Origin of the sequence: Paenibacillus sp. FSL H8-0280 (assembly GCF_045040665.1) — a bacterium.
GTDB lineage: Bacteria > Bacillota > Bacilli > Paenibacillales > Paenibacillaceae > Paenibacillus > Paenibacillus xylanexedens_A.
The window spans coordinates 1,789,094-1,812,049 of the sequence record NZ_CP150296.1; the positions used below are offsets into that span (position 1 = coordinate 1,789,094).

General features: G+C 45.5%; 25 protein-coding genes. 23 read left to right on the forward strand and 2 right to left on the reverse strand.

Annotated elements, in window-relative coordinates; translation table 11 throughout:
* Window positions 1–37 precede the first annotated feature (37 nt).
* A complete protein-coding gene (locus MHI12_RS08120) occupies window positions 38–577 on the forward strand; it encodes an NUDIX domain-containing protein (protein WP_405172090.1) in 540 nt (179 codons plus the stop codon).
* The gene (locus MHI12_RS08125; RefSeq protein WP_405172091.1) at window positions 564–1,235 is read left to right on the forward strand and encodes a DUF3298 domain-containing protein; all 672 of its coding nucleotides are present in this window, start codon (window positions 564–566) and stop codon (window positions 1,233–1,235) included. Before MHI12_RS08120 ends, MHI12_RS08125 begins: the two co-directional genes overlap by 14 nt.
* Before the next feature lie 299 nt (window positions 1,236–1,534).
* On the opposite strand, the gene MHI12_RS08130 is transcribed toward MHI12_RS08125, so the two are convergent.
* Window positions 1,535–2,695, reverse strand: coding sequence for a glycosyltransferase family 4 protein (locus tag MHI12_RS08130; RefSeq protein ID WP_405172092.1), 1,161 nt, complete (start codon window positions 2,693–2,695; stop codon window positions 1,535–1,537).
* Between the two features lie 211 nt (window positions 2,696–2,906).
* On the opposite strand from MHI12_RS08130, the gene MHI12_RS08135 reads away from it, so the two are divergent.
* From MHI12_RS08135 to MHI12_RS08165, 7 genes are all read left to right on the forward strand, one after another.
* Window positions 2,907–3,476 carry a hypothetical protein gene (locus MHI12_RS08135; protein ID WP_405172093.1) on the forward strand — a complete coding sequence of 190 codons (570 nt, stop codon included), beginning with the start codon at window positions 2,907–2,909 and terminating at the stop codon, window positions 3,474–3,476.
* Between the two features lie 64 nt (window positions 3,477–3,540).
* Window positions 3,541–3,825, forward strand: coding sequence for a hypothetical protein (locus tag MHI12_RS08140; protein ID WP_341006487.1), 285 nt, complete (start codon window positions 3,541–3,543; stop codon window positions 3,823–3,825).
* Between the two features lie 234 nt (window positions 3,826–4,059).
* Window positions 4,060–4,515: a PTS sugar transporter subunit IIA gene (locus MHI12_RS08145; protein ID WP_405172094.1), complete on the forward strand. Its 456-nt coding sequence runs from the start codon at window positions 4,060–4,062 to the stop codon at window positions 4,513–4,515.
* Entirely contained in the window at window positions 4,515–4,832 is a 318-nt protein-coding gene (locus MHI12_RS08150; protein WP_017689749.1) for a PTS fructose transporter subunit IIB, read from the forward strand. Before MHI12_RS08145 ends, MHI12_RS08150 begins: the two co-directional genes overlap by 1 nt.
* A gap of 29 nt (window positions 4,833–4,861) precedes the next feature.
* Window positions 4,862–5,980 (forward strand): PTS fructose transporter subunit IIC, encoded by a 1,119-nt coding sequence (locus MHI12_RS08155; protein ID WP_036610325.1) that lies wholly within the window; start codon window positions 4,862–4,864, stop codon window positions 5,978–5,980.
* Between the two features lie 249 nt (window positions 5,981–6,229).
* Entirely contained in the window at window positions 6,230–8,908 is a 2,679-nt protein-coding gene (mngB, locus tag MHI12_RS08160) for a mannosylglycerate hydrolase (protein ID WP_405172095.1), read from the forward strand.
* A 52-nt stretch (window positions 8,909–8,960) separates the two neighbouring features.
* Window positions 8,961–10,928, forward strand: a complete 1,968-nt coding sequence (locus MHI12_RS08165) for a BglG family transcription antiterminator (protein ID WP_405172096.1) — start codon at window positions 8,961–8,963, stop codon at window positions 10,926–10,928.
* A gap of 166 nt (window positions 10,929–11,094) precedes the next feature.
* Here MHI12_RS08165 and MHI12_RS08170 read toward each other — a convergent pair whose 3' ends face one another.
* Window positions 11,095–11,868, reverse strand: coding sequence for a sporulation protein (locus MHI12_RS08170; protein ID WP_405172097.1), 774 nt, complete (start codon window positions 11,866–11,868; stop codon window positions 11,095–11,097).
* Between the two features lie 184 nt (window positions 11,869–12,052).
* Here MHI12_RS08170 and MHI12_RS08175 point away from each other — a divergent pair, with 184 nt between their 5' ends.
* The 14 genes from MHI12_RS08175 to pgsA all read left to right on the forward strand — a co-directional run bounded on the left by MHI12_RS08175 (window position 12,053) and on the right by pgsA (window position 22,823).
* A complete protein-coding gene (locus MHI12_RS08175) occupies window positions 12,053–12,493 on the forward strand; it encodes a hypothetical protein (protein WP_405172098.1) in 441 nt (146 codons plus the stop codon).
* 21 nt (window positions 12,494–12,514) lie between these two features.
* Window positions 12,515–13,054, forward strand: a complete 540-nt coding sequence (locus MHI12_RS08180; protein ID WP_405172099.1) for a hypothetical protein — start codon at window positions 12,515–12,517, stop codon at window positions 13,052–13,054.
* A gap of 8 nt (window positions 13,055–13,062) precedes the next feature.
* The gene (locus MHI12_RS08185) at window positions 13,063–13,602 is read left to right on the forward strand and encodes a GNAT family N-acetyltransferase (RefSeq protein ID WP_405172958.1); all 540 of its coding nucleotides are present in this window, start codon (window positions 13,063–13,065) and stop codon (window positions 13,600–13,602) included.
* Window positions 13,603–13,650: 48 nt separating this feature from the next.
* Window positions 13,651–14,175 carry a YfiT family bacillithiol transferase gene (locus MHI12_RS08190; protein WP_405172100.1) on the forward strand — a complete coding sequence of 175 codons (525 nt, stop codon included), beginning with the start codon at window positions 13,651–13,653 and terminating at the stop codon, window positions 14,173–14,175.
* A 34-nt stretch (window positions 14,176–14,209) separates the two neighbouring features.
* Window positions 14,210–14,725, forward strand: coding sequence for a GNAT family N-acetyltransferase (locus MHI12_RS08195; protein WP_405172101.1), 516 nt, complete (start codon window positions 14,210–14,212; stop codon window positions 14,723–14,725).
* Window positions 14,726–14,858: 133 nt separating this feature from the next.
* A complete protein-coding gene (locus MHI12_RS08200; RefSeq protein WP_076318261.1) occupies window positions 14,859–15,242 on the forward strand; it encodes a VOC family protein in 384 nt (127 codons plus the stop codon).
* 258 nt (window positions 15,243–15,500) lie between these two features.
* Window positions 15,501–16,181 (forward strand): class I SAM-dependent methyltransferase, encoded by a 681-nt coding sequence (locus MHI12_RS08205; RefSeq protein ID WP_405172959.1) that lies wholly within the window; start codon window positions 15,501–15,503, stop codon window positions 16,179–16,181.
* 49 nt (window positions 16,182–16,230) lie between these two features.
* Window positions 16,231–16,995 carry an SDR family NAD(P)-dependent oxidoreductase gene (locus MHI12_RS08210; RefSeq protein WP_405172102.1) on the forward strand — a complete coding sequence of 255 codons (765 nt, stop codon included), beginning with the start codon at window positions 16,231–16,233 and terminating at the stop codon, window positions 16,993–16,995.
* A 184-nt stretch (window positions 16,996–17,179) separates the two neighbouring features.
* Window positions 17,180–17,869: a response regulator transcription factor gene (locus tag MHI12_RS08215; protein ID WP_405172103.1), complete on the forward strand. Its 690-nt coding sequence runs from the start codon at window positions 17,180–17,182 to the stop codon at window positions 17,867–17,869.
* Entirely contained in the window at window positions 17,866–18,870 is a 1,005-nt protein-coding gene (locus MHI12_RS08220; RefSeq protein ID WP_405172104.1) for a sensor histidine kinase, read from the forward strand. The genes MHI12_RS08215 and MHI12_RS08220 overlap by 4 nt, the downstream gene beginning before the upstream one ends.
* Window positions 18,871–18,986: 116 nt before the next feature.
* A complete protein-coding gene (locus MHI12_RS08225; RefSeq protein WP_405172105.1) occupies window positions 18,987–19,742 on the forward strand; it encodes an ABC transporter ATP-binding protein in 756 nt (251 codons plus the stop codon).
* Window positions 19,739–21,664 (forward strand): FtsX-like permease family protein, encoded by a 1,926-nt coding sequence (locus MHI12_RS08230; RefSeq protein WP_405172106.1) that lies wholly within the window; start codon window positions 19,739–19,741, stop codon window positions 21,662–21,664. The genes MHI12_RS08225 and MHI12_RS08230 overlap by 4 nt, the downstream gene beginning before the upstream one ends.
* A gap of 74 nt (window positions 21,665–21,738) precedes the next feature.
* A complete protein-coding gene (locus MHI12_RS08235) occupies window positions 21,739–22,284 on the forward strand; it encodes a ClbS/DfsB family four-helix bundle protein (RefSeq protein WP_405172107.1) in 546 nt (181 codons plus the stop codon).
* Entirely contained in the window at window positions 22,284–22,823 is a 540-nt protein-coding gene (gene pgsA / locus MHI12_RS08240) for a CDP-diacylglycerol--glycerol-3-phosphate 3-phosphatidyltransferase (protein WP_405172108.1), read from the forward strand. Before MHI12_RS08235 ends, pgsA begins: the two co-directional genes overlap by 1 nt.
* Window positions 22,824–22,956: the final 133 nt, after the last annotated feature.

A 22,956-nucleotide genomic window follows, 5' to 3' on the forward strand; every position in this document is an offset into this window, starting at 1 on the left:
TACTATAATCACAGTCTGGAAAGCGAGGAACATACATATGGAGATTAGACAGATGGCTACAGCGTTTTTGAGCAATGGCTCAGACATGCTGATGATGAAGAAGGCGGGCAGCAGACTATTTGATTTTGAATTCTGGGGTGGCATTGGCGGACATCTGGAACAAGGGGAACTGAACGTACCCATGAGCGCCAGCTATCGGGAGATTGAAGAAGAGACCGGGTTCAAGCAAGAGGATGTCGAACACTTTCGGCTTCGATATATTCTGTTGGAAGTTAACGGTGGTGAGATTTGGCAGCAGTTTGTATATTTCGGAGAGACCAAGCATCGACATTTTGTGCCCTCGGATGAAGGCGAGTTATTCTGGATACCACTGGATGAGATGTTGGACTTACATTCGTCTATTCTGATCAAAGCAACGCTCAGGCACTATTTACAACATCCGGGAGCAGAGGACATCTGGATTGGAAACGTTCAGAGCGGAACAGACCTAAAGGGCACTCCACAGGTAATATGGAACAGAATGCAGGAAACGAAATCATTTGAGCCAAAGGGGGTTATCGATAATGTTGAAATATAGAACTGAAAGAAAAAAATGGAGATGGATAAATTACCTGTTGATCACTGTACTGATTGCTATAATTCTTCCGAGTAGTCATGTAGAGGCAGGCAGCAAGATTACAGTGAAAACGAAGGTCCAATATTACAAAGGACAGCCATACATACATCTAACAGGTGGAAATAAATCTGTGACGGATAAGCTGAACAAGACATTTAAACTCCACGCAGTGAAAGCAGCTCGCCTGGACAAAGAAGAAAAGAAATCAAACAAAAATTATTTCTACATTACCATGGCCAGTGTAAAATACAATGCCAAAGAAAAGTTATCTGTGGTATATGAAGATCATGTGTACACTGGCGGAGCACATGGAATGGATGCGACAAAATCATATAACTATGATTTAAGAACGGGGAAAGAACTGAAGCTAAGCGAGTATGTTAAAGACGATACTCAGATGGAGAAGGTAGAGAAATCAATCTCCAACAGTCTATTAGCCATGTATAATGCAGGAGTCTCTATTTTTGAAGAAAATATTTATGATTTTCAGCTTGATCAGACATCTCAATTCTTTTTATATGACAAAGGGATCGTCATCCGATTCCATCCGTATGAGGTTGCACCCTACGCTAAAGGGTTTGTAGATATCAAAGTCCCGTACAGTAAATTCAATCAATAGATTGTTTGCAATAAAAGGCATGATCCAGTTCAATGAGATCGTGTCTTTATCTATATATACAATCATTCAAAATACTCTAAATAATTTCAATAACTTCGGCTTCTATGTTTCTACATACCGTGTAAATAGCTTAACCCATTCCAAGAAGGAGGTTTTGTTATGAAACGTATGGAAACATGTTTCAGGCTGACCCTAGCAACGTGCACCTGCTATGGCAGCCTGAACGAGCGAGCCGGTTTAACTCTGCATAGGGCATAGGCGGTAGTTATGGGTTGTTGAAAGAAGATGATTTCATCAGACTACGCTGTAATAATTCGATCTTTCGTTTGTCTGTTCCGATGTTCTATCGCTTCCTCATAATCCCCGATCAGTGTATCAAAAATATGCTCCCACGACCGCTGCTCAGCCAGCTTTCTGCCTTCCAATCCCATCATTCGCAATTGGTTCACGTGATTTCCCCAGAGACATATCTCCCGAATTAGTGCATCAGCCTGGCCTGGCTCGAACAATACACCATTACGGTGGTGGGACACCAGATCCTTTACACCTCCGGCATTGGCCGCCACCACAGGAAGCCCTGAAGCCATCGCTTCCAGCACCACATTGCCAAATGTCTCCGTAGAGGAAGGAAACACAAACAGGTCCGCCGAAGCATACATAACAGCAAGTTCTTCTCCATGCATATAGCCTGTAAAGGTGACATTTGGTGGGGAGTGCAGACGCATTTTGGGAAGAGATGGGCCGTCACCAACGATAACCCAGTGTACACGGGACTGCATTTCCTGGGGCAACTGTTGCATCGTAGTCGTGAGCGTAGAGATATCTTTTTCCGGGGCAATGCGTCCAACGTAGAGTAGAATAAGGGGAGCGGTGATGTGGTATCGTTCACGGATATCCGGGCTGCGTTTATCAGGGGAGTACAGGTTGCAATCAATCCCGCGAGACCATAGCTTCAGACGCTGAATGCCTTGGACTTGAAGGGTGTTTAACGTTTCCTGTGATGGAGTTAGGGTTGCATCAGAGGCACGGTGGAACCACTGGATATACTTCCAATAGAGAGGAATCATACTTTTCAACCGGTAATATTCGAGATAACGATCGAAGTGGGTATGGTAGGAGACAACATGCGGAAGATGATGTTTGAGCGCATACCTCAGACCAAGCAGCCCCATATTAAAAGGCGTGGCGATATGCAGCAGATCGGGTTGAAAGGTCTGTAGCTGCTTGTGCGTGTCTGCTCTGTTGGGTAGAGCAATGCGGCATTCGGGATACAGAAAAAAAGGGATGTTGGCAACCGATCGGACTTGAGTCTCATGGCTTCCTTCAATGACGGAGTTCGGAGTAAACAGCAGATGTTCAATTCTTCTGCGGTTCAGATGGTTACTCAAGCGGTGGAGCGTGCCAGCAACACCATTGGTTTCCGGAAGATAGGTGTCTGTGAACAAGGCTAGGCGCATCATTACCCCTCCCAAGACTCGTGATGCCAAGATCATAACAGCGGAACATTTTCCAGAGGTCAAGTGCACGTTAACTTGACGATATTCCCTGTAAATTTGTTAAAAGGATAAACTATACAAACTTCCATAAGTTCAACTTGTATAGCGTATTCTGCTATGATGTAATAACGTGTCGGCGTATATATAGCCAGAGAGATACAGGAGGCAGAGAAAGATGAACAAGTTACAAGAAGAATTGCAGGAGTTGTTACCACTTGATCAGCTTGAAGAGATGTCAGGTGAAGAAGTGGTGGGGAGTATTGCCATGGACCTTTATCGGGCTGAATTTGCGACGATTCGAGAGAGTGGGTCGGAACTTCCGCAAGTATTGCGAGATATCATTCTAATCATTGATCTGGATACCGAGCTGTCCATGAACGGGATGACCGGTTTCCTTGAGAATGCCAGCGGACAGTATCTGGGTGAGACAATAGCAGCGATGGCGAGGACTGGCAATGACGCAGATGTCGTGATCCTGAAGAAAATAGAGCAGATGTTGTCCGAAAGCGGCGTAACGCACGGGCAATTACGAGATAATGTGAATGGACTGTCCGAAGATGACATCACGACAAGCCTGCAAACACACGGGGAACAGATTCATGAGGTATTACAGCAGATTGAACTGGAAGCCGCGAATTTGAGCATGCAATCGGATAACGAAGAAAGCTTTGACCTGCTGTATCAATATGTGGACGAAAATAAAGAACGTTTAAAACAGGAGATGCAGCACATCTTGTCTAATTGAATGGGAAGAGATCTTGTATAAAGAAATCCTTCACAACATTATTTGAGGAGGCAAAATGACAAGCATGAACAAACGATTAGCGACGGAATCCGTTCTGGTTACCCTGTTATTCATCATCGGTTTTGCAGTTTGGAATGTCGTTCAAGGCATGATTATGACTATGAATTACGTACCTGATCTGATGAACACCGCTTCTTCTGGTACCCCATTGCAATCCAAGGTTGCTTTTGGAACTATGGTTCGGTGGGATATAACATCCATGATCATGGCTGTTGCCGGATTCGTTTTGCTCGCCGCAGCATATTACGGGCTTCGATCAGGAATGCAGCGCTGGACACAGCGTTCCTGATGTTTTATCCGCTTAGAGTCCAGGTTCTGTACTTACTTAAGCTGCCTTTGCAGCGCACCATTGAAACTCATTTACAACTGCCCTGAGTCTATTAGACTCAGGGTTTTTACTATGGCTAATGTTTTTCCGCTTCGAAGGGGAAATTTTCTAGATCCAAGGTCCAGGCAGAATCCGTTACAATGATCTTGTAAGCGCTTATCGTTTTGGATAGAGAGAGGAGGAGAGACAGAGATCATGATTACAACCAATCAGATTTATCTCGATCAGACATTGCATAGCAAAGAGGACGTATTTGATTTTATATCTGCGGAGGCAGAGCGTTACAGCATCACTACAAACCGTGCACAACTTGCGGCTGATCTGTGGGAACGCGAACATGTCTACTCCACCGGACTTCAGGATCACTTTGCGATTCCCCATACCCAGAGTGAAGTTGTAACACGTCCGGCAGTGATGGTCATTCGATTACGGGAGCCCATAGATTGGGAATCTCATGACGGCAAGCCGGTAAAATATATTTTTGCCATCCTTGTGCCTAAAGGTCATGTAGATGTATCCCATCTGCAAATCATCTCTTCACTTGCCACCTTATTGCTGGAAGATTCATTCAAAGAGGCCATCGCAGAAGCGGTGCAGCCGGAAGATGTATATACGTTGCTTCATCAATATACGGAAGGACTGGTGTCATAATGAAAATCGTAGGTGTAACGTCATGTATTGCAGGTCTCGCTCATACTCCGATGGCGGCCAAAGCATTGGAGAAAGCAGCTCAGCAACTGGGATATGAGATCAAAGTGGAACAGCAGGGAGCCATGGGGCAAGTCAATAAGCTGACGGAAGAAGATATTGCTGCAGCGAATTTTGTCCTGATTGCAGCGGATCAAACGGTGAAGGACATGGATCGGTTTGGCGATAAAAAAGTCGTACGTGTCAAAATCGGTCATGCCGTAAGTCAGGCAGAAGCGGTATTAACCAAAGCCGTCGAGGCTGTGAACGCACAAGCTTAACCCCACCTTCCACATGAGGAGAGAGTACGATGAGAAAATGGTTTGGTGAAGCAAAAACACATCTAATGACAGGTATCTCCTATCTGCTGCCGGTCATTATCGCGGGTTCCCTGGTCGTTGCCATCTGTAAAATTATCGCACTATCAATGGGCATTACTGATCTTGATCCGTACAAAGATGGAAGCGGATTCTTGCATATTTTATACCTCGTACAAAATGTAGGATGGAGCGGCATCGGACTATTGACGATTGTCCTGTCCGGTTACATCGCGTACTCCATTGCCGACAAACCTGCGCTGGCCGCAGGTCTGATCGGCGGAGTGCTGGCACAGCAGACCAACGCCGGTTTCCTCGGCGCATTGATCTCAGGCTTCTTTGCCGGATATATCACCTTGTGGGTTAAAAACAAAGTCAAGATTACAGGTCCGGCCGCTGGCTCGGTACCGTTAATCATTTTACCGCTGATTACCGTCGGTTTAACCGGATTTCTAATGGCGGTCATTCTGGGTGGCCCGCTGGGCGCACTGAATGAGTATCTCATTGCCTGGGTTCAAAACATGAGCCAGAGCGGAACCAATACCGTTGTGCTTGCCATTATTCTGGGTGCGATGATTGGATTCGATCTCGGCGGACCCGTCAACAAAGCGGCATGGATGGCAGGTAACGCCCTGTTCCTGTCCGGTGTCTATCTGCCGAATATTTTTATCAATATTGCCATCTGCATTCCGCCGCTTGGTTATGGATTGGCGACATTGCTGATGAAGAAACGTTTTTCCAAAACCTATCAGGAAGCGGGAAAAGGTGCAGTGATTATGGGCGTGATCGGCATCACGGAAGGTGCTATCCCGTTCACACTGCGTAACCCTGCCAAGATGATTCTGGTCAACATGTTTGCCTGTGCAACGGGCGCTGCTCTGACCGCATTGCTGGGAGCACATATCATCATGCCACCGATCGGTGGGTTATATGGAGCTGTATCGGTAGGTACCCCAATCGCGTACCTTGCCGGAGGCATCGTCGGCGCACTGATTGTTGCGGGAGGCACCATGCTGGTGAACTTCCGTGATGAAGAAGAGAAACAGCCTGCCAAGACTCAGGAAGCTTCAGTGAAGAAAAACGGGGAAGAAATCGAACTCGTTTTTGACTAAAAGTACATGTTCAAAAAGATCGTTTTTCAGTATCGAGAAGATGGGATGAAGGTAGAAATGGAGTAGCGGAGCGTAGGGGAAGCTACGTGAGCAACTACAATGTTTCCGAAGGAAACATACTTCGTAAGCATCCACTTATTTCGGCTGAATTCCATATTCGATGCTGATGATGCCAACAGGCATCCCTCGTAATCAAAAGCGGACTTTTTTGAACAACCTTTAAAAAAGCATCTGGAGGGATAGAGAGATATGAGTGAGAGCAATCGTACCAAAGTACATGTAATTCCACATACGCATTGGGACCGGGAATGGTATTTTACGACCTCCCGTTCCAAAGTGTATCTTGCCAAACACGTCAAGGAAGTATTGAACGCACTGGAGAATATCGAAGGATTTCATTATTACCTGCTGGATGCACAGGGCTCGCTGCTGGATGATTACATCCGCTGGTGTCCAGAAGATGAGGAACGTATCCGCCAACTGGTTACAGCCAAACGACTGATGACTGGACCTTGGTATACACAGACGGATCAATTGGTGATTTCCAGTGAATCCATGGTCCGAAACCTGTATTATGGTATGAAAACGGCACAAAAGTACGGACATGCGATGAAGGTTGGTTATGTCCCGGATGCGTTTGGACAATCGGCACAGATGCCGCAGATCTATCGGGAGTTCGGCATCGAACGTTTCCTGTTCTGGAGAGGCGTATCAGATAATACGAATCCACATACCGAGTTTACGTGGGAAGGATCGGACGGTAGTCGTGTATTTGCTGTGCAGATGCCGTTCGGGTATTACTACGGCGGTAACATTCCGGAAAATGAAGAAGACCTGATCCCTTATCTGGAGAAACAGATTGGTGCGCTTGAACGGAAAGCCTCGACCAAGCATATCTATTTCCCCAATGGGTTTGATCAGGCACCTGTCCGGTTGAACCTGCCGGAGTTGATTAAACGTTTTAATGCGCTGGATACAAAACGCGAATATGTGATGAATGAACCGGAACGTTTTCTGGCGGAGATCGAAGCGGATAGTCAGGATCTGCCTGTACTTCGGGGTGAATTAATGGAAGCCAAGCACATGCGCATTCACAAATCCATTTTTTCCACCCGTGCGGATCTCAAGCAACAGAATAACCAGATTGAGAATCTGATTGCCAATACGCTCGAACCTGTGCTTGCCATTAGCCATTCTCTCGGGCATGATTACCCGCATCGCATTGTTGAGGACATCTGGAAGCTGTTGTTTGAGAATGCGGCACATGACAGCATCGGTGGCTGTAACAGCGATACAACGAATCAGGACGTTGCGTTCCGTTACAAACAGGCCTATGATATCGCACTGAATCTGCTTGACCTGCATATGCGGATGATTGCTTCAACGATACAGCAGGAGGAGACATTTGCGTTCACCCTGTTCAACACGCTACCGTATGTGCGAGGCGGGGTTACCGAGATCGAAGCTTATATTCCGGAAGAATCCTTTGTGATTCGGGATACGAAGGGACGCGAGCTAGCCTATACCATTTTGGAAAAAGTAGACCAGACCGATTATGTGCTTGGACAGCACATCGATCTCAATCCAAGTCGCAAAGTGCATCTGCCGGAACGGGTATATCGCGCGAAATTGCTGGTGGAACTGCAAGAGGTTCCGGCGATGGGCTACACCCAGATTATCTTTGATTTCAGTCAGGGTGCTGCACCCGTCATGGAGCGGCGTAACGGGGACACGATTGAAAATGAACATTTCACCATTGCGCTGCAAGCGAACGGCACCTTGCAAATTACAGACAAGCGATCAGGCCGAGTGTATGCGGATCAGATGGTCTTCGAAGATAATGGGGATGACGGAGATTCCTACAACTATTCTCCACCCGAGCGGGATCTAATTGTTTCTTCGGCAGGCAGCCAGATGAGTGCGACTACTACCCAAACGTCAGTATCCCAGACACTGTCCCTGCGTTTCACGCTGGATGTTCCCTACGATCTGGAAGAGCGGGCCGCAGGCATCACATCGGGTGCACTGCCAATGCAGGTGGAGATATCCCTTCGCAAAGGAGAGGAGCTGATCCGCTTCCACGTTCAGGTGCAGAATGAGGTGTTCAGCCACCGTCTACGTGTCCTATTTGATACAGGAATTGCTTCCGCCCTATCCATTGCAGATCAGCCTTTCGGTATCATAGCTCGTCCAACTTCATTGCCAGAAGTGGACGTATGGGAGCGCGAACAATGGCAGGAGAAACCGATCACCATTGAAGCGATGCAGAGTTATGCCGGGTTGAACAACGGTTCGCATGGTATGGCTGTGATGACGGAAGGTGTACGTGAGTATGAGATTATTGGCGAGCAAATGGATACCATTGCCCTGACCTTGTTCCGCACATTCGGTTTCATGGGTAAGGAAAACCTGTTGTATCGTCCTGGCCGGGCCTCCGGTGAGAAAATTGTAGCAACACCTGACGCGCAATTGCTCGGCGAGCACTCCGTTACCTTTGGCCTGCATATCCAGGCTTCCGGATTCGACGAAGCGAATGTAGCCCATGCTGCGCGTGAATATTTGACACCAATCAGCAGTTATCAGCTATGCGACTTTTTGAACGGTCGACTGATCTTTGCTTTCCGCGATGAGGAACGTGTTCTTGATACAGACTACAGCCTGATGTCGTTCAGCGACGATTCCAACGTGGTGTTAAGCAGCTTCAAGAAAGCAGAACAGAGTGAGGGTTACATTGTACGTGTCTTCAATCCGTATTTGTCACAGTCTGCTAACGTGAACATACACTTTAATCAGCCTGTACATGCAGAGCGTGTATCTCTTGGTGAACAACCACTAGAGCCTCAGCAGAAGTTAACCGATGGAGAAGAGGTCGTGCGTTTGCCAGAACTTGCTCATTGTAAATTGATGACTGTACTTGTATCGATATAAAGTGAGCTTTAGTTATACACAATCCTGATCAGAAGGGAGGTCGGATATCGGTATGATTTTTCCAACTAAACGGTTGAAAAAGCTGTTCCACCTCATTCATGCTGAAGGACAGGAACAGGCTTGGACGAGCCAAGCACTTGCAGACAAGCTGGAAGTTACGGTGCGTACCATTCGGGATGATCTGAAAAAGTTGGATCATATCCTTGCGGGGCATGGCGGGAGCCTGGAATCCAAGCGTGGGCGGGGTTATTCCATTCGTGTGCATGATGCGAAGCGGTATAATGAGCTGTTGGAGGAACGGAAGGATGATGGGCAAAAAGGTGCGCCAGTACCTGGATCGCCTGATGAGCGTATCCGTTATGAATTGTTCAAGCTGCTTGGTGAACCGGGTCATATCAAGATGGAAGACCTCGCTGATCAGCTGTTTATAAGCCGTGCAACAATGAACAATGATCTGAAAATCATTCGTCAGATTCTGGAGAACTACCAGCTTCGGCTTCAGATCAAGCCAGGACATGGTGTGAAGGTCGTCGGAGACGAGCAAAGGTTCCGTTATTGTCTTGCCGAGTACGCCGATGCGCGAGATGAAGAATTGGGACCGGAGGGAATGACTGCTGCACAGGAACGTTTGCTGTATCCAATCGAACCTGCGCACATCCGAGAGATCGTTATTCACCATGTAGGCCAACAGGATGTTCGTATTGCAGATGTGGCACTGAAAGATTTGATTACGCATCTGGCTGTTATGGTACTACGTATTAAGCAGGGATATGAACTGAAGCAATTCGAGAAAGTGGAGGCCAATGTTCAGGATCAGCAACTTGCACAGCAGATTATTCAGGACTTGGAGTCGTTATATTCCATTCATTGTCCAGTCGGAGAGCGAGATTATCTGCTGCTGCACATTGTTAGCAAAAAAATGACCGCTACCGATTGGAATGGACTTCGAAGTGACCCGTTATATCTTGCTGTACAGCAGATGCTGGGACATATCTATGATCGGTACACCTATGATCTGCGGGATGATGAACGGTTGCCGAATGATCTCTATGCCCATCTGAAGCCCATGATTACTAGATTGGAACATGGCATGAATATGCGGAATCCACTGCTGGGACATATACGTAAATATTATCCACTCGCCTATGAGATTACGATAAGTGCAGTGAAACAGCTACAGACATACGTACCTCATGAAATCAATGACAGTGAGATTGGTTACCTTGCTCTTCATATTGGTGCAGCATTGGAACGTAAATACCAGATTCCTCATCGCAAACGGAAATCCGTATTACTCGTCTGTGGGTCAGGATACGGCACAGCTCGTATTCTTGAATCCAGATTACGCTCTTTATTTGCCGAGCTGGAGGTATCTCGTGTAGTTTCGCTAAGAGAGTACGAGGAGATGGGGAGTGTGCCTGAAGATTTGGTCATTTCCACGATCCGTTTACGGGAGTCCAAAGGCAAACCGTCGGCTGTCATTGCTGCGATTCCATCGGAACGCGACATGGCAACGATCACTCATCTGGTGCGAACCAGTGATGAGCAGGAGGAAATGACGCTGCTGCGTTACTTTGATCCAGCGTTGTTCATGTTTCGGTCGGATCAGCCTGACAAAATGACACTTATGGCTGAAATGAGTGGAGCACTGTTGGAGAAGGGAATCGTGACGGAGCAGTTCTGGCCCGCTGTGCAGGAGCGGGAAAAGATGGCTTCAACGGCGCTTGGAAGAGGTATGGCGATTCCGCACCCCATGGAGCTGAGTTCAACCCGTACAACCGTATCGGTATGTCTGCTCGAGAAGCCGATACCGTGGGATGAAGAGAATGAAGTACATGCTGTATTTATGTTATCTATCTGCAAAGAGGATTACGAACAGGCAATGGGGATCTATGATCTGTTTGTAGAATTGATCCGGCAGGAGGAGCAGTTGGAAAGCCTGCGATCCTGTGACAGCTTCGATGCCTTTGCCCAACTTGTATGTGAAACGTTGAGTCTGAAAAGTACCGAAGTGTATTAATATATAGTTTACTAATTGATAATTACACGGACACTTCGAGTACAGAACAACCTTCCAATCGCTGTTATCCCCCAATTTTTTTGATTCCCTTATTAAAAAAAGGAAAAACCGTCCTTTATCAGATTTGTCTGATAGAGGACGGTTTTATTTTTTCACAGACTATAGATTAGATATGTTTGGATATGATCTCTTCCAGTCCTTGAGCGACAGAATGCGCCCCTCGCGCCAGATGTCTTTCATACAAATGCAGGCGGACAAAGCTCTCATCCGTACCCATGGCTTCGGAGAATATTCCACTGAGTCCACGAGCGCGGCGGTCGATCTGTAATAACAGCTCCAGCGAATCGCCCATGGGATAGAACAGCACTTCCAACTCATCCAGATGCCCACGGAACTTGTTTGTTGGTACAAATTCAAATTCCTGTACAAATGGCAGATTGCCACCCAGCTTTGGTGCGTAGTCATTGGTTACTTCACGCAGCTTGAAGCCAAGGATATCAATTGCATCGAGCACGATATTCATGTCTTTGCTAGGAACAACATGTAGTCTGTCCCGATCTGAGGGGTCCACGGCGCTTGAGATATCGAGGCCTGTCTCTACCCATACCTCTGCACGATGCAGTGTAATTGGCAGGTTTTCTGGGAGGTCAAATGAAAAGTCTTTCTCCAATTTGGCTCCAGGCTGTAATGTAAAACCTTCGGTGAGCAGATATTTGGCTATAACGGCTGTTTCTTTTACTTTACGATCATCGTGCTCCCGTATGTAATGGGTTTTGATTGAAAGATAGATTCGATCTACGTTCTGTTCCACATCTCCACCTTCAATGTACACAACCCCCGAGATGATTCCTCCAGGCGTGACCTCTGGTGTATGCAATTCCGTATTTACTTTGGCTGCTCCAACACCTACACTGGCTAACATTTTCTTAAAAAATGACATGCGCTCAACCTCCAGATTAGATGGTTTATTATATGGGATACATACGGCTTCGACCTTAATACGGAAGCTGGGAGAGAAGCGTTTCATATTTTAGTAAAGATATATCGCATATCCAAACAGGAGAATCGAAGTACCTATGTCGAATGTTTAAATAAAGGGAATTTTTGTCAGGAGGTGTAGTCGATTGAACACAGAATTTTCAGAACAGAAATATGGTGAAACGGGTGTCAAAACCAGCTTCGAGCAGATGGCGAACGGGGAACAGAAATATAAAATGATATCAGAAGATGGCAGTTATTATTGCAGAACCGTTGCTTCATCCCAGGGAGCTTGGCAAAACAGTCATGTACATGTCAATATAACAGAGTTTTATGTGGTGCAAACCGGATGGATTGCTTATGCCAGTTATGGAGATAATCATATGCTTTCCATCCGAGTGATGCGTGAAGGAGAGCACATCGTTTTCCAGCCGGGAGTCCACCATAATATATACATGTCTGCACATAGCGCGATACATACCATCAAGCATGGATTGAATACATCCAGTGATTGGACGGCATCACCTGAGTTGGATAGGTTAACTCAATCCTTAACAGAGAAGGAGCTGCTTCAGAAGTATGACTAACCAGACGGGAGGATCAGACAGATGCGTAAAAGTACAATATTTTGGATTACGGGAATAACGATAATCCTCTTGGTGACTCTGCTCATATACAGCTATGTTATTCCAAGTGTGAGTGCCCAGGATGTTGTGATGGCAGGCACAATCAGGCAGATTGATACGGATGTAGTTGAGGTAGAGTTAGAGATAACGCGAAAAAGAGAAGACAAGGATCAACATATGGTGTATCCCGTTGTCCCTGGATGGGAAGGGGTGACATTCGCTGAAGAACAAGATGATGCGTGGTACATGCCTTCGTCTGTTGGCAGCTCCTATCTTGATCAAGTCATTCTGGAAAAGTATCTGAAGGCGCAGGGGAAAACCATGAAATCAGCTGATAACCTGATAGGATTTGCGATACCTGATGAGATAGGAAGCTACAAGTTGCGGTTAACGCTCAGATCTATGGATGGAACGACTCAGCCGCTTGAAAATCCCATGGTGTATTATGTTCACAACGAGCATTTGTTAGGGAAGGATCTGAGTTGGGTTACGGGTGAGAATCTGGAGATCAATAAGGAGTAATCAGAATGATGAATGTATATGAATCGAATGAAATCACCGTACGTTTCTTGGACACAGAAGATGAACAACATCTGGTGAAGTGGCTGTCAGACCCGGAAGTTCTTCAATACTATGAAGGGCGTGATAGGCCGCATGATTTGGAGCAAGTGAGAGAACATTTTTACAATCAGAAAGATGATGCTACCCGCTGTATCGTTGAGTACGGAGGACATCCGATTGGATACATTCAGTTCTATGAGCTTGAGGAAGAAGAGCGAACGGAGTATGGTTATGGAGACACGGATGAGATCATCTATGGAACGGATCAGTTTATTGGTGAGGTAGACTACTGGAATAAAGGCATTGGTACACAGTTGATGCAATCCATGCTTGCTTATTTGATTAATGAAAAACAAGCTCATAAAGTGGTTATGGACCCTCAATCCTGGAACTTGCGAGCGATATCCTGTTATGAGAAATGTGGTTTCCAGAAGATTAAGCTGTTGGAGAAACATGAGCAGCATGAAGGACAGATGCGAGACTGTTGGCTTATGGAATATACCCTGTAGATCCTGTTTAAAGTTATTTTAAATCATACAAACAAGGAGGAATAATGGATGGATGAAAGATTTCCGATAGGACCATTTCTACACACGGGTGAAGTTACTTTGGCACAACGGGAGAAGTGGATTCAGGACGTTGCTGAGTTGCCTGAACGTGCACGAGAAGCGGTAAAGGGATTGAGTGAAGAGCAATTAAGTCTACCGTATCGAGAAGGTGGATGGATGCTCAAACAGGTCATTCACCACATGGCAGACAGCCATATGAACAGTATGATTCGTTTCAAGTTGGCCCTGACAGAGGATACACCAACGATTCGGCCTTATTATGAAGAGCGCTGGGCTGAATTGAGTGATTCAAGAGACCTGGATGTTGAATTCTCGCTTCAGATTCTGGATGCCCTCCATCGTCGTTGGGTGTTTCTGTTAAACGCGCTGACAGATGCAGATTATGCCAAACAATTTTATCATCCCTCATCGGAAGAAACGACAAGACTGGATTATAATCTGGGCATGTATGCTTGGCATGGCAAACACCATGTTGCTCACATCACATCGCTTCGGGATAGACTGGGAATATAGTTAGAAAAAATATCTTGTTGAGGAGAAATTATCAATGAGTGTACATATCAGACTATTAAATGAGAGCGATCCTGTAATCATATCAAAGGCGTTTCAGGAGCAGGGTTGGGGGAGATTTGCTGAGCAGTATCTTCATTACTTGGCTGAACAACGGAATGGGGAACGCGTAACGTTGGTAGCCGAGTTGAATGGAGAATTTGCGGGATACGTGAATGTATTGTGGTATTCCGGCTACCCGTCTTTTAGGGAACAAGCCATTCCCGAAATTAACGATTTTAATGTGCTGATGAAGTTCCAGCGCCAAGGTATTGGTTCACGGTTGATGGACCGAGCAGAGGAAGTTATTCTGGAACGAACGGATGTAGCAGGTATTGGTGTAGGTGGGTTTTCCGATTATGGCAAAGCGCAAGTTCTATATGCCCATCGCGGGTACATACCAGACGGTCACGGTGTACACAAACATGATCATTACATTCAGCCGGGTGAAGAAACGATTATGGACGACGATGTTGTACTTTATCTTACGAAGAAGTTAAAAGCCACGCAATAAGTCTAATGTTTACTTAGTACTTGCAAACAAAGATGATAAAAAAGCTGTCCCGCATGTTATACTCTATTGGAATTTGAGGAATGATAAGCAGGATGTTGAGAGATTAGATGATGATCAGAGGAGTGATTGATCCATGTTTAGCAAAGTCGGCCAGGTTATGTTGTATGTCAACAATCAAGATGAATCACTGGCATTTTGGACGGAAGTTGCGGGGTTCCATATTGTGGATGAAGTAAACCTTGACGAGGGTATGAGATGGATTGAGATTGCGCCTACCCCAAATTCGCAGACGAGCATTATTCTTCATGACAAGGAGTTTGTGGAGCGGATGTCGGCAGGTGTAAATCTGGGCACACCTTCGTTAATGTTCTTCACCGAAAATCTGGATCAGTTATATGCCGACTTGGCTGGTAAACATGTAACGGTTGGAGAAATTGTCGAGATGCCAACGGGGCGTGTCTTCAACTTTGCTGATAATGAAGGAAATTACTTTGCAGTCTTGGAACGGGCAAAGTAAGTTACAACACAAAACCCCAACCATTGCAAGCGATCGACATTCATGTCGGTCGTTTTTTTGATGGAAAAAAGCTTCTATTTTGGAGTAGATAACACAAGAAAAATAGAGAACTACTGGGTAAAAATGTTATAATAGAGTGTGGCTGATTTAATGAAAATGACGAGGAATGAATAGTCGGAAATGAAGGTTTGGATGGAGCATTGAAGGAGGAATGTGGTTGTGGAAAAGACGATTAAAAGTGTACAGGATCTATATGATATGCTCGATGCGGACTTCAGATCTGCCAAGCAATTTTGGGAACCTTTCTATGAGGATCGGAACAGACCAATCCCCTTTTTTCCAAACAAACCGGATGAGAATCTGGTAGCGCATGTGAACGAAGGTGTGCTGAGCGGCGGCAAGGCACTGGAACTGGGGTGTGGCCCGGGCAGAAATGCGTTGTATTTAACCCGCCAAGGATATCAGGTGGATGCTTATGATCTTTCGGAGACAGCTATTGCCTGGGCAAAAGAGAGGGCGGCAGAAGAGAAACTGGCCGTGCATTTTGAATGTCGATCTGTGTTCGAATTGGCACCAGAGCAAGAATATGATCTTGTCTACGACTCGGGTTGTCTGCACCATCTGTTGCCACATCAGCGTATTCCCTACATAGAGATGGTCCACAATGCACTCCGGCCTGGAGGATACTTTGGAATGACTTGTTTTGCTCCTGGTTTTGGCGATATTGGTGGGCCAGAGATCATCATGACTGATTGGCAGGTGTATCAAGAGAAGTCGATGCGCGGTGGTCTTGCGTTCACGGAGGAGAAGCTTCGCTACATGCTGGAAGATGGCTTTGAATGTGTGGAGTTCCGTGCAATGAAGGCGATGGAGCAGCATGAACCGTGTTTTGGTGTACCTTTTCTCTGGGCCACGTTGTGGAGAAAGAAAAACTCGTAAGAATAGTGAAATAAACATGCATTGAAAATAGAGGAGGAGTGGTATCGGAATGGGAACTGAAACAGGAAAAAGACACTTTATCATTACAGGCACCTCCAAAGGGATCGGTTTACAACTTGCAGAGTTATTATTGGCTAAGGGGGATTACCTTTACGGTATTTCACGCGGGGGTTCGGATCTGTTGGAATCAGGCGAGGAATGGAGCGGGCGTTACCACCATGTTCAGTATGATCTTGCCGACCTGAATGGGATCGATGATTTGATTACACGCATATTGGACCAAATACCTTCTCAGGAAGCTGGATTCATTGGACTCATTAATAATGCAGCGATGCTGGAGCCTCTAAAACCTATCCATCAGTGCAGTGCGGCAGAGATAAGTCAAAGTCTCAACATCAGCCTCGCAGCCCCAATGATATTAAGTTCCTCTTTTATTCAACAAACAAATCACCTGTCCGCCAGACGTAAAATTGTCAATCTCTCATCGGGTTCGGGAAGTTATCCCGCGCCTTCAATGGCAGTGTACTGTACATCGAAGGCAGGGATGAACATGTTCACCCAATGCGTATCTTTGGAACAGACGGGTCAACAGAACCCTGTTGAGATTATTGCTTTTGATCCGGGGATGGTTGATACGGAATTGCAGGCTGTTGCACGAGGCAAAAGTGCAGAGGAGTTCGCCCTTGCAGGTATGTTCAATCAAGTATATGAAGCAGGCCAATTAAGATCGCCACGAGACGTAGCGATGCAGTTGATCGAGCGGATGGACGCACAGAGTGATGCAAGCCATGTAATACACACTATTGAGAGCTAATAGGATATACGTATTTCGGCTTGTTATCTTTACGAAGTATGGATACCTTTTGATATAAGCCCAACTTCCTGTACACTGGAATCAGCGATCGGAAGAACGATTCGTAACGGTAAAGGTGATCCTGCAACAACGGAGTCTAATTACCTTATTCAACCTTAGAAGATCAGAAACGTGGTGAAGTCTCTTGTTTAAAATTATGCTCATTGAAGACGACGAGTCGTTATTCAGTGAAATCAAGGAACGATTGTCCCAATGGTCGTATGACGTGTATGGTGTGCAGGATTTTGGAAAGGTATTGCAGGAGTACAGCGTAATTCAGCCGCAACTGGTCATTATTGATATTCAGTTACCCCAATATGACGGGTTTCATTGGTGCCGGATAATTCGTTCGCACTCCAATGTGCCGATTATCTTTTTGTCCTCACGCGATCATCCTGCGGATATGGTTATGTCCATGCATTTGGGTGCAGACGATTTTATCCAGAAGCCTTTTCACTTCGATGTATTGATTGCCAAAGTCCAAGCGACATTGCGGAGGGTGTACAACTATAACACAGAGCATACTGAACTCCGAACCTGGCGTGGTGCTGCTATTGAATATGTGAAAAATACACTGACCTGCGGGGATGAATCTGTTCTGTTAACCAAAAATGAGATGTTCATTCTTAAAGTGCTGGTCGAGCACAAAAATCAGATTGTTACCCGTGAGGAACTCATCCGGAGCTTGTGGGATCATGAGCATTTCGTGAGTGACAATACGCTGACGGTTAACGTTAACCGGTTACGGAAGAAACTTGAACCCATCGGCTTGGAGCGGTACATTGAAACCAAAGTAGGTCAGGGGTACATGGCAACGGAAGAGGCAGAATCATGATCGTAAAGTACATACGAGAAAGGGCTAGTTGGTTATGGCTACTAGTAAGCATGCAACTTATTATTTTATTGGTGGCCTACCTGGACTCGTCCATTCCATTCCAATCTGTGGTGTATATCGTAGGACTGAATGTAGTGGTATGCCTTGTTTTTATCTGGGCGAGATACCTGAAAGAGACCCGTTTCTATAAAAAATTGAACACCTGGGATCATACCTATGATCTGGGAGAACTCGACATCGCCGAAAGTCCATATGAGCAGATTGTACATGAGGCCGTCAGTTCCCAGACACAACGGTATCGTAAGGAGTCGTCACATCATTTTATCGCTTTGGAACAGGAGAAGGACGAGATGTTGTCCTGGATTCATGAGGTGAAGACCCCACTGACTGCGTTGCAACTGATGATCGAGCGCTTGCCAGATGACAAGCTACAGAGCCAAATGACATATGAATGGTTACGAATTCATCAGTTGCTGGATCAGCAGCTTCATCAGAAGCGTATTCCGTTCATGCATAATGATCTGTTCATCGAAGAGACGGAACTTGAACCGGTATTGAATAGCGAGATACGAGCACTGAAATCGTGGTGTATTTCCAAAGGCATTGGCTTTGATATGTCTTTAATGGTATCGCGCGTGCTCACAGACAGCAAATGGTTAGGATTCATCCTCCGGCAGTTGTTGAGCAATGCGGTGAAATATAGTGATTCATCGGATATCCTCATTGAAAGTCGGGAACAGGATGGACACATCATACTCATGATTCAGGATCACGGGCGAGGGATTGAGACTCAAGATCTGCCGCGTATATTTGATAAAGGATTTACGTCCACCCGAGGCAGAATGGATGGGGCGGCTACCGGGATGGGACTATATTTGGTTCGTCAGGTGGTCCAGACGCTACATATGAGCATTCATGTAGAGTCTTCACTTGGTGAGGGCACAACCGTCACACTTACTTTTCCGCGAAAAAACGACATGGTGCATCTTGCAGGCGTGTGACAACAATGTCACATGCTTTTTGGTTTTGTTCGGTGAATCACACGATAACACTGCACATTCCGCCTATGATATAGACATGAGCATTTTGCAGAAGATCTAAGAGGAGTGAGTGGGATATGTGGATACTGGAAGCCAAAAAAATTCATAAAGTCTATGGGAATAAACTGAATAAACAGGAAGTGCTGAAGGGGATTGATCTTGGGGTAAGTAAGGGAGAGTTTGTTGGTATTATGGGGCCTTCGGGTTCGGGTAAAACGACGCTGCTTAATGTACTTTCCTCCATTGATCGGGTGAGTCAGGGCACGATTGATATTGAGGGCAAGGAATTCACCGGAATGAAGGAGAAACAGCTGGCTGAGTTCCGCAAACATCATCTGGGCTTTATTTTTCAGGAATACAATCTGCTGGATACCCTTACGGTGAAGGAAAATGTATTATTACCGCTCTCGATTACGAGCATTCCAAAGCAGGAGGCACACCGGAAGTTTGAACAGATCGCGCGTGAACTGGGAATCTACGAATTGAAAGACAAGTATCCATCTGAGATTTCAGGGGGGCAGAAGCAGCGGACTTCGGCAGCACGAGCATTTGTCCACGAGCCGAGTATCATTTTTGCGGATGAGCCGACAGGAGCGCTGGATTCCAAGTCCACTTCGGATCTGCTCGGCAAGTTAAGTGATATGAACAGCGCACGAAAGGCGACTATTATTATGGTTACCCATGATCCGGTTGCCGCAAGTTATTGCAGCCGAGTGATTTTTATACGAGACGGTCAGATCTACACCCAGTTGAATAAAGGAGACGAGTCACGGCAATCGTTTTTCAACGATATTATCAAAACCCAGGGCGTATTGGGTGGTGTGCAGCAATGAGCTTGAATTATATTATCTTCCGCAATCTCAGGAAAAATCTAAAGAATTATTATCTCTATGTATTTGCGCTTGTGTTCAGTGTGGCCTTGTATTTTTCCTTTGTAACGTTACAGTATGATCCTTCCATGGATGAGGTAGCAGCTTCAACGAAAGGTGCGGCGGCTATAGGCGCATCTTCGGTACTGTTAATCGTCATTGTCGGCATCTTTTTGCTCTATGCCAATACGATCTTTATCAAGCGGCGTAGCAAAGAAATTGGATTATTTCAATTGATCGGACTGACGAAAGGCAGAATTTTTGGTATTTTGAGTGCGGAGAACAGTATCCTTTATTTTGGCTCCATGGCCATTGGTGTGTTAATTGGGTTTCTTGCGTCCAAGCTGGTATTGATGATATTGTTCAAAATTCTCGGTGTGGACGCGATTACGAAATTGTATTTCTCTCCGATGGCACTGATGCAAACGGTGATTGTCTTTACGATGATATATCTACTCATCATGCTGATGAACTACACTTTTATCAAGAGACAGAGTATTCTCTCGCTCTTTCGGGTGTCGGCCACTACGGAGCAGCAGGTGCAGAAGATGTCTGTCGGACAGATGATTGTTGGCGTCTTGGGTATTGCTCTGATTGTGTATGGATACTTCATGTCTGCACGGCTGTTCAGTGGTGAGGCAATGGATATGCAGCAGTTGATGTATACGATGATCCTGATTCTCTTCTCGGTCATACTGGGGACATACCTGTTCTATAAGGGTTCGGTAAGTTTTATTTTTAATCTGATTCGCAAAAGCAAAAACGGCTACCTATCCATTCATGAGGTGTTATCGTTATCTTCAATCATGTTCCGCATGAAATCTAATGCATTGCTGCTCACGATTATTACAACCGTATCGGCACTTGCTATTGGCATGCTGTCACTCAGTTACATTTCGTATTATTCGGCAGAGGCTCAGGCGAAGGAAAGCTTGCCAGAGGATTTCTCTTTTGCTCAGGTAAATGTGAAAGATCGCTTTGTAGCCGAGTTGAAACACAAACAGATACCATATGAAGAGAAGCACAGAGAGCCTATTTATATTGAAATTGATGCTCACGAAGTGATGGATGAGTCCATGACGGAACAGTACCTGTTCAGTAGTGTGTTGAGTGACAACATGGTAGATAACATTGATTTGCAAGCGGGTGAAGTGGTCTTCATGGGATATGGAAATGCCCTTCAGCAGTTAATTTCCATTCAGGAGAAAGGTCCAATCGTCTTGAGCGGGTTGAAACATACGCTGGCACAACAACTGATCGGAACAACCAAACTTGGAGTTCTTCCCACGTATTATACTGGGGGCACGCCTGTAGCGGTGGTAGATGAGACGGTATACCAGCAGCTGCGGCAGGATCTCAATCCCAAGCTGCAAAAATCCGAGTGGGCTGATTACTATGGTGTACGTATTCTGAACGAGGAGCAGGCTGAAGATGCATATGCCGTATATAAGGAGCTGCAGTTGGAAGCACCGAGCTTCTCCCAGATTGAATTCAGAAATAACCAACGTAACAATATGGGACTAATTATGTTCATTGTTGGTTTCCTTGGTTTGACGTTCTTGATTACATCGGGATGTATCCTGTACTTTAAACAAATGAACGAGAGCGAAGAGGAGAAGGGTAATTATACCATTCTGCGAAAACTCGGATTTACGCAAGGCAATCTGTTGCGTGGCATTCAGATCAAGCAGTTGTTTAACTTCGGTATTCCACTCATCGTGGGATTGAGTCATAGTTACTTTGCCGTGAAATCAGGTTGGTTCTTCTTTGGTACGGAGCTGGCGACACCTACGGTCATTGTCATGATAGTCTATACATTGTTATATTCGATTTTTGGTCTGTTGTCTGTGTGGTACTATAAACGGGTGATTAAGGAAGCTTTATAGAATTAAGTCGAAATGATGATAGAGTCCATGCTTCTGATTCATGTATAACGGTGAAACGAGGGGAGTGGAGTAACGTGCCTGGAGTTCCATATGCCTCGAAGAAAGAATTAAGTGAGACGATTCGACGCACCTATGAATTGTTTGAGGGTGAATTCAATGACATCCATAACAGCGACAAAGATAAGTGGGTTGAAGGTGTAGATAAGACGCCTGCCCAGATGATCGCCTACCAGTTAGGATGGATGAACCTAGTGATGGATTGGGAAAGAGAAGAGCAGTTGGGACATGAATGTCATATGCCTGCACCAGGATATAAATGGAACCAATTGGGGCCGTTAAATGAATCATTTTACGAAAAGTATTCAGATTATACGCTGGAGGAGCTGCGCTCTTTGTTTCGGGAGACAGAGCAACAGTGGCAGAATTGGATTAACTCACTGAGTGAAGATGAATTATTTGTACAAGGGATGAGACAGTGGACGGGTACCAAGCCCGGATGGGCTATGGTGAAGTGGATCCAGATTAATTCGGTAGCCCCTTTTAAATCCTTTCGGACCCGGATACGTAAATGGAAAAAAGGTCAGTTAGCCAACATGGATGAGGGGAGTGGAGATATCTAATGAATCTGGCAAATAAAATCACATTGGCTAGAATCGCGTTGATTCCATTGTTTATGATCTGTTTTCTCAATCAGCAAAGCGTGATGATTGCACTAATTATATTTGTAGTAGCGGCAGGTACGGATAAATTAGATGGATATGTGGCGAGAAAATATAATCAGATCACGAATCTGGGGAAGTTGCTTGATCCACTGGCGGATAAACTGTTGATTGCAGTAGCGCTGGTCATGATGGTTCAGGAGAATATGATCAGTTCATGGATTGCTGTAATCATTATAGGACGTGAAATTGTCATTACAGCTTTACGAATGGTAGCCACAGAGCAGGGCATTGCTCTTGCAGCGGATCGATATGGAAAAATCAAAATGGTGCTTCAGGTGGCAGCGATCATTGCCATTTTGTTGAACAATGTTCCGTTTAGTTTGCTGACTGAGGTGCGGGTTGATGTGATTCTATTGTGGCTTGCGGCAGGCGTTACGCTGTTATCGGGATTAAATTATATTGTAGTAAACTATAAGTTGCTACACATAGGAAGATAGAAAGTGTCGATTGGATCATGGCTTTACAACCCAAATAAACCCTGTATTCAACGTGCAGGGTTTATTTGTCGTTTGTTTCTGTTCAAAAATATATGGGGCATAACCGAGGTTCCTTGTATACTTAGAGTAACTG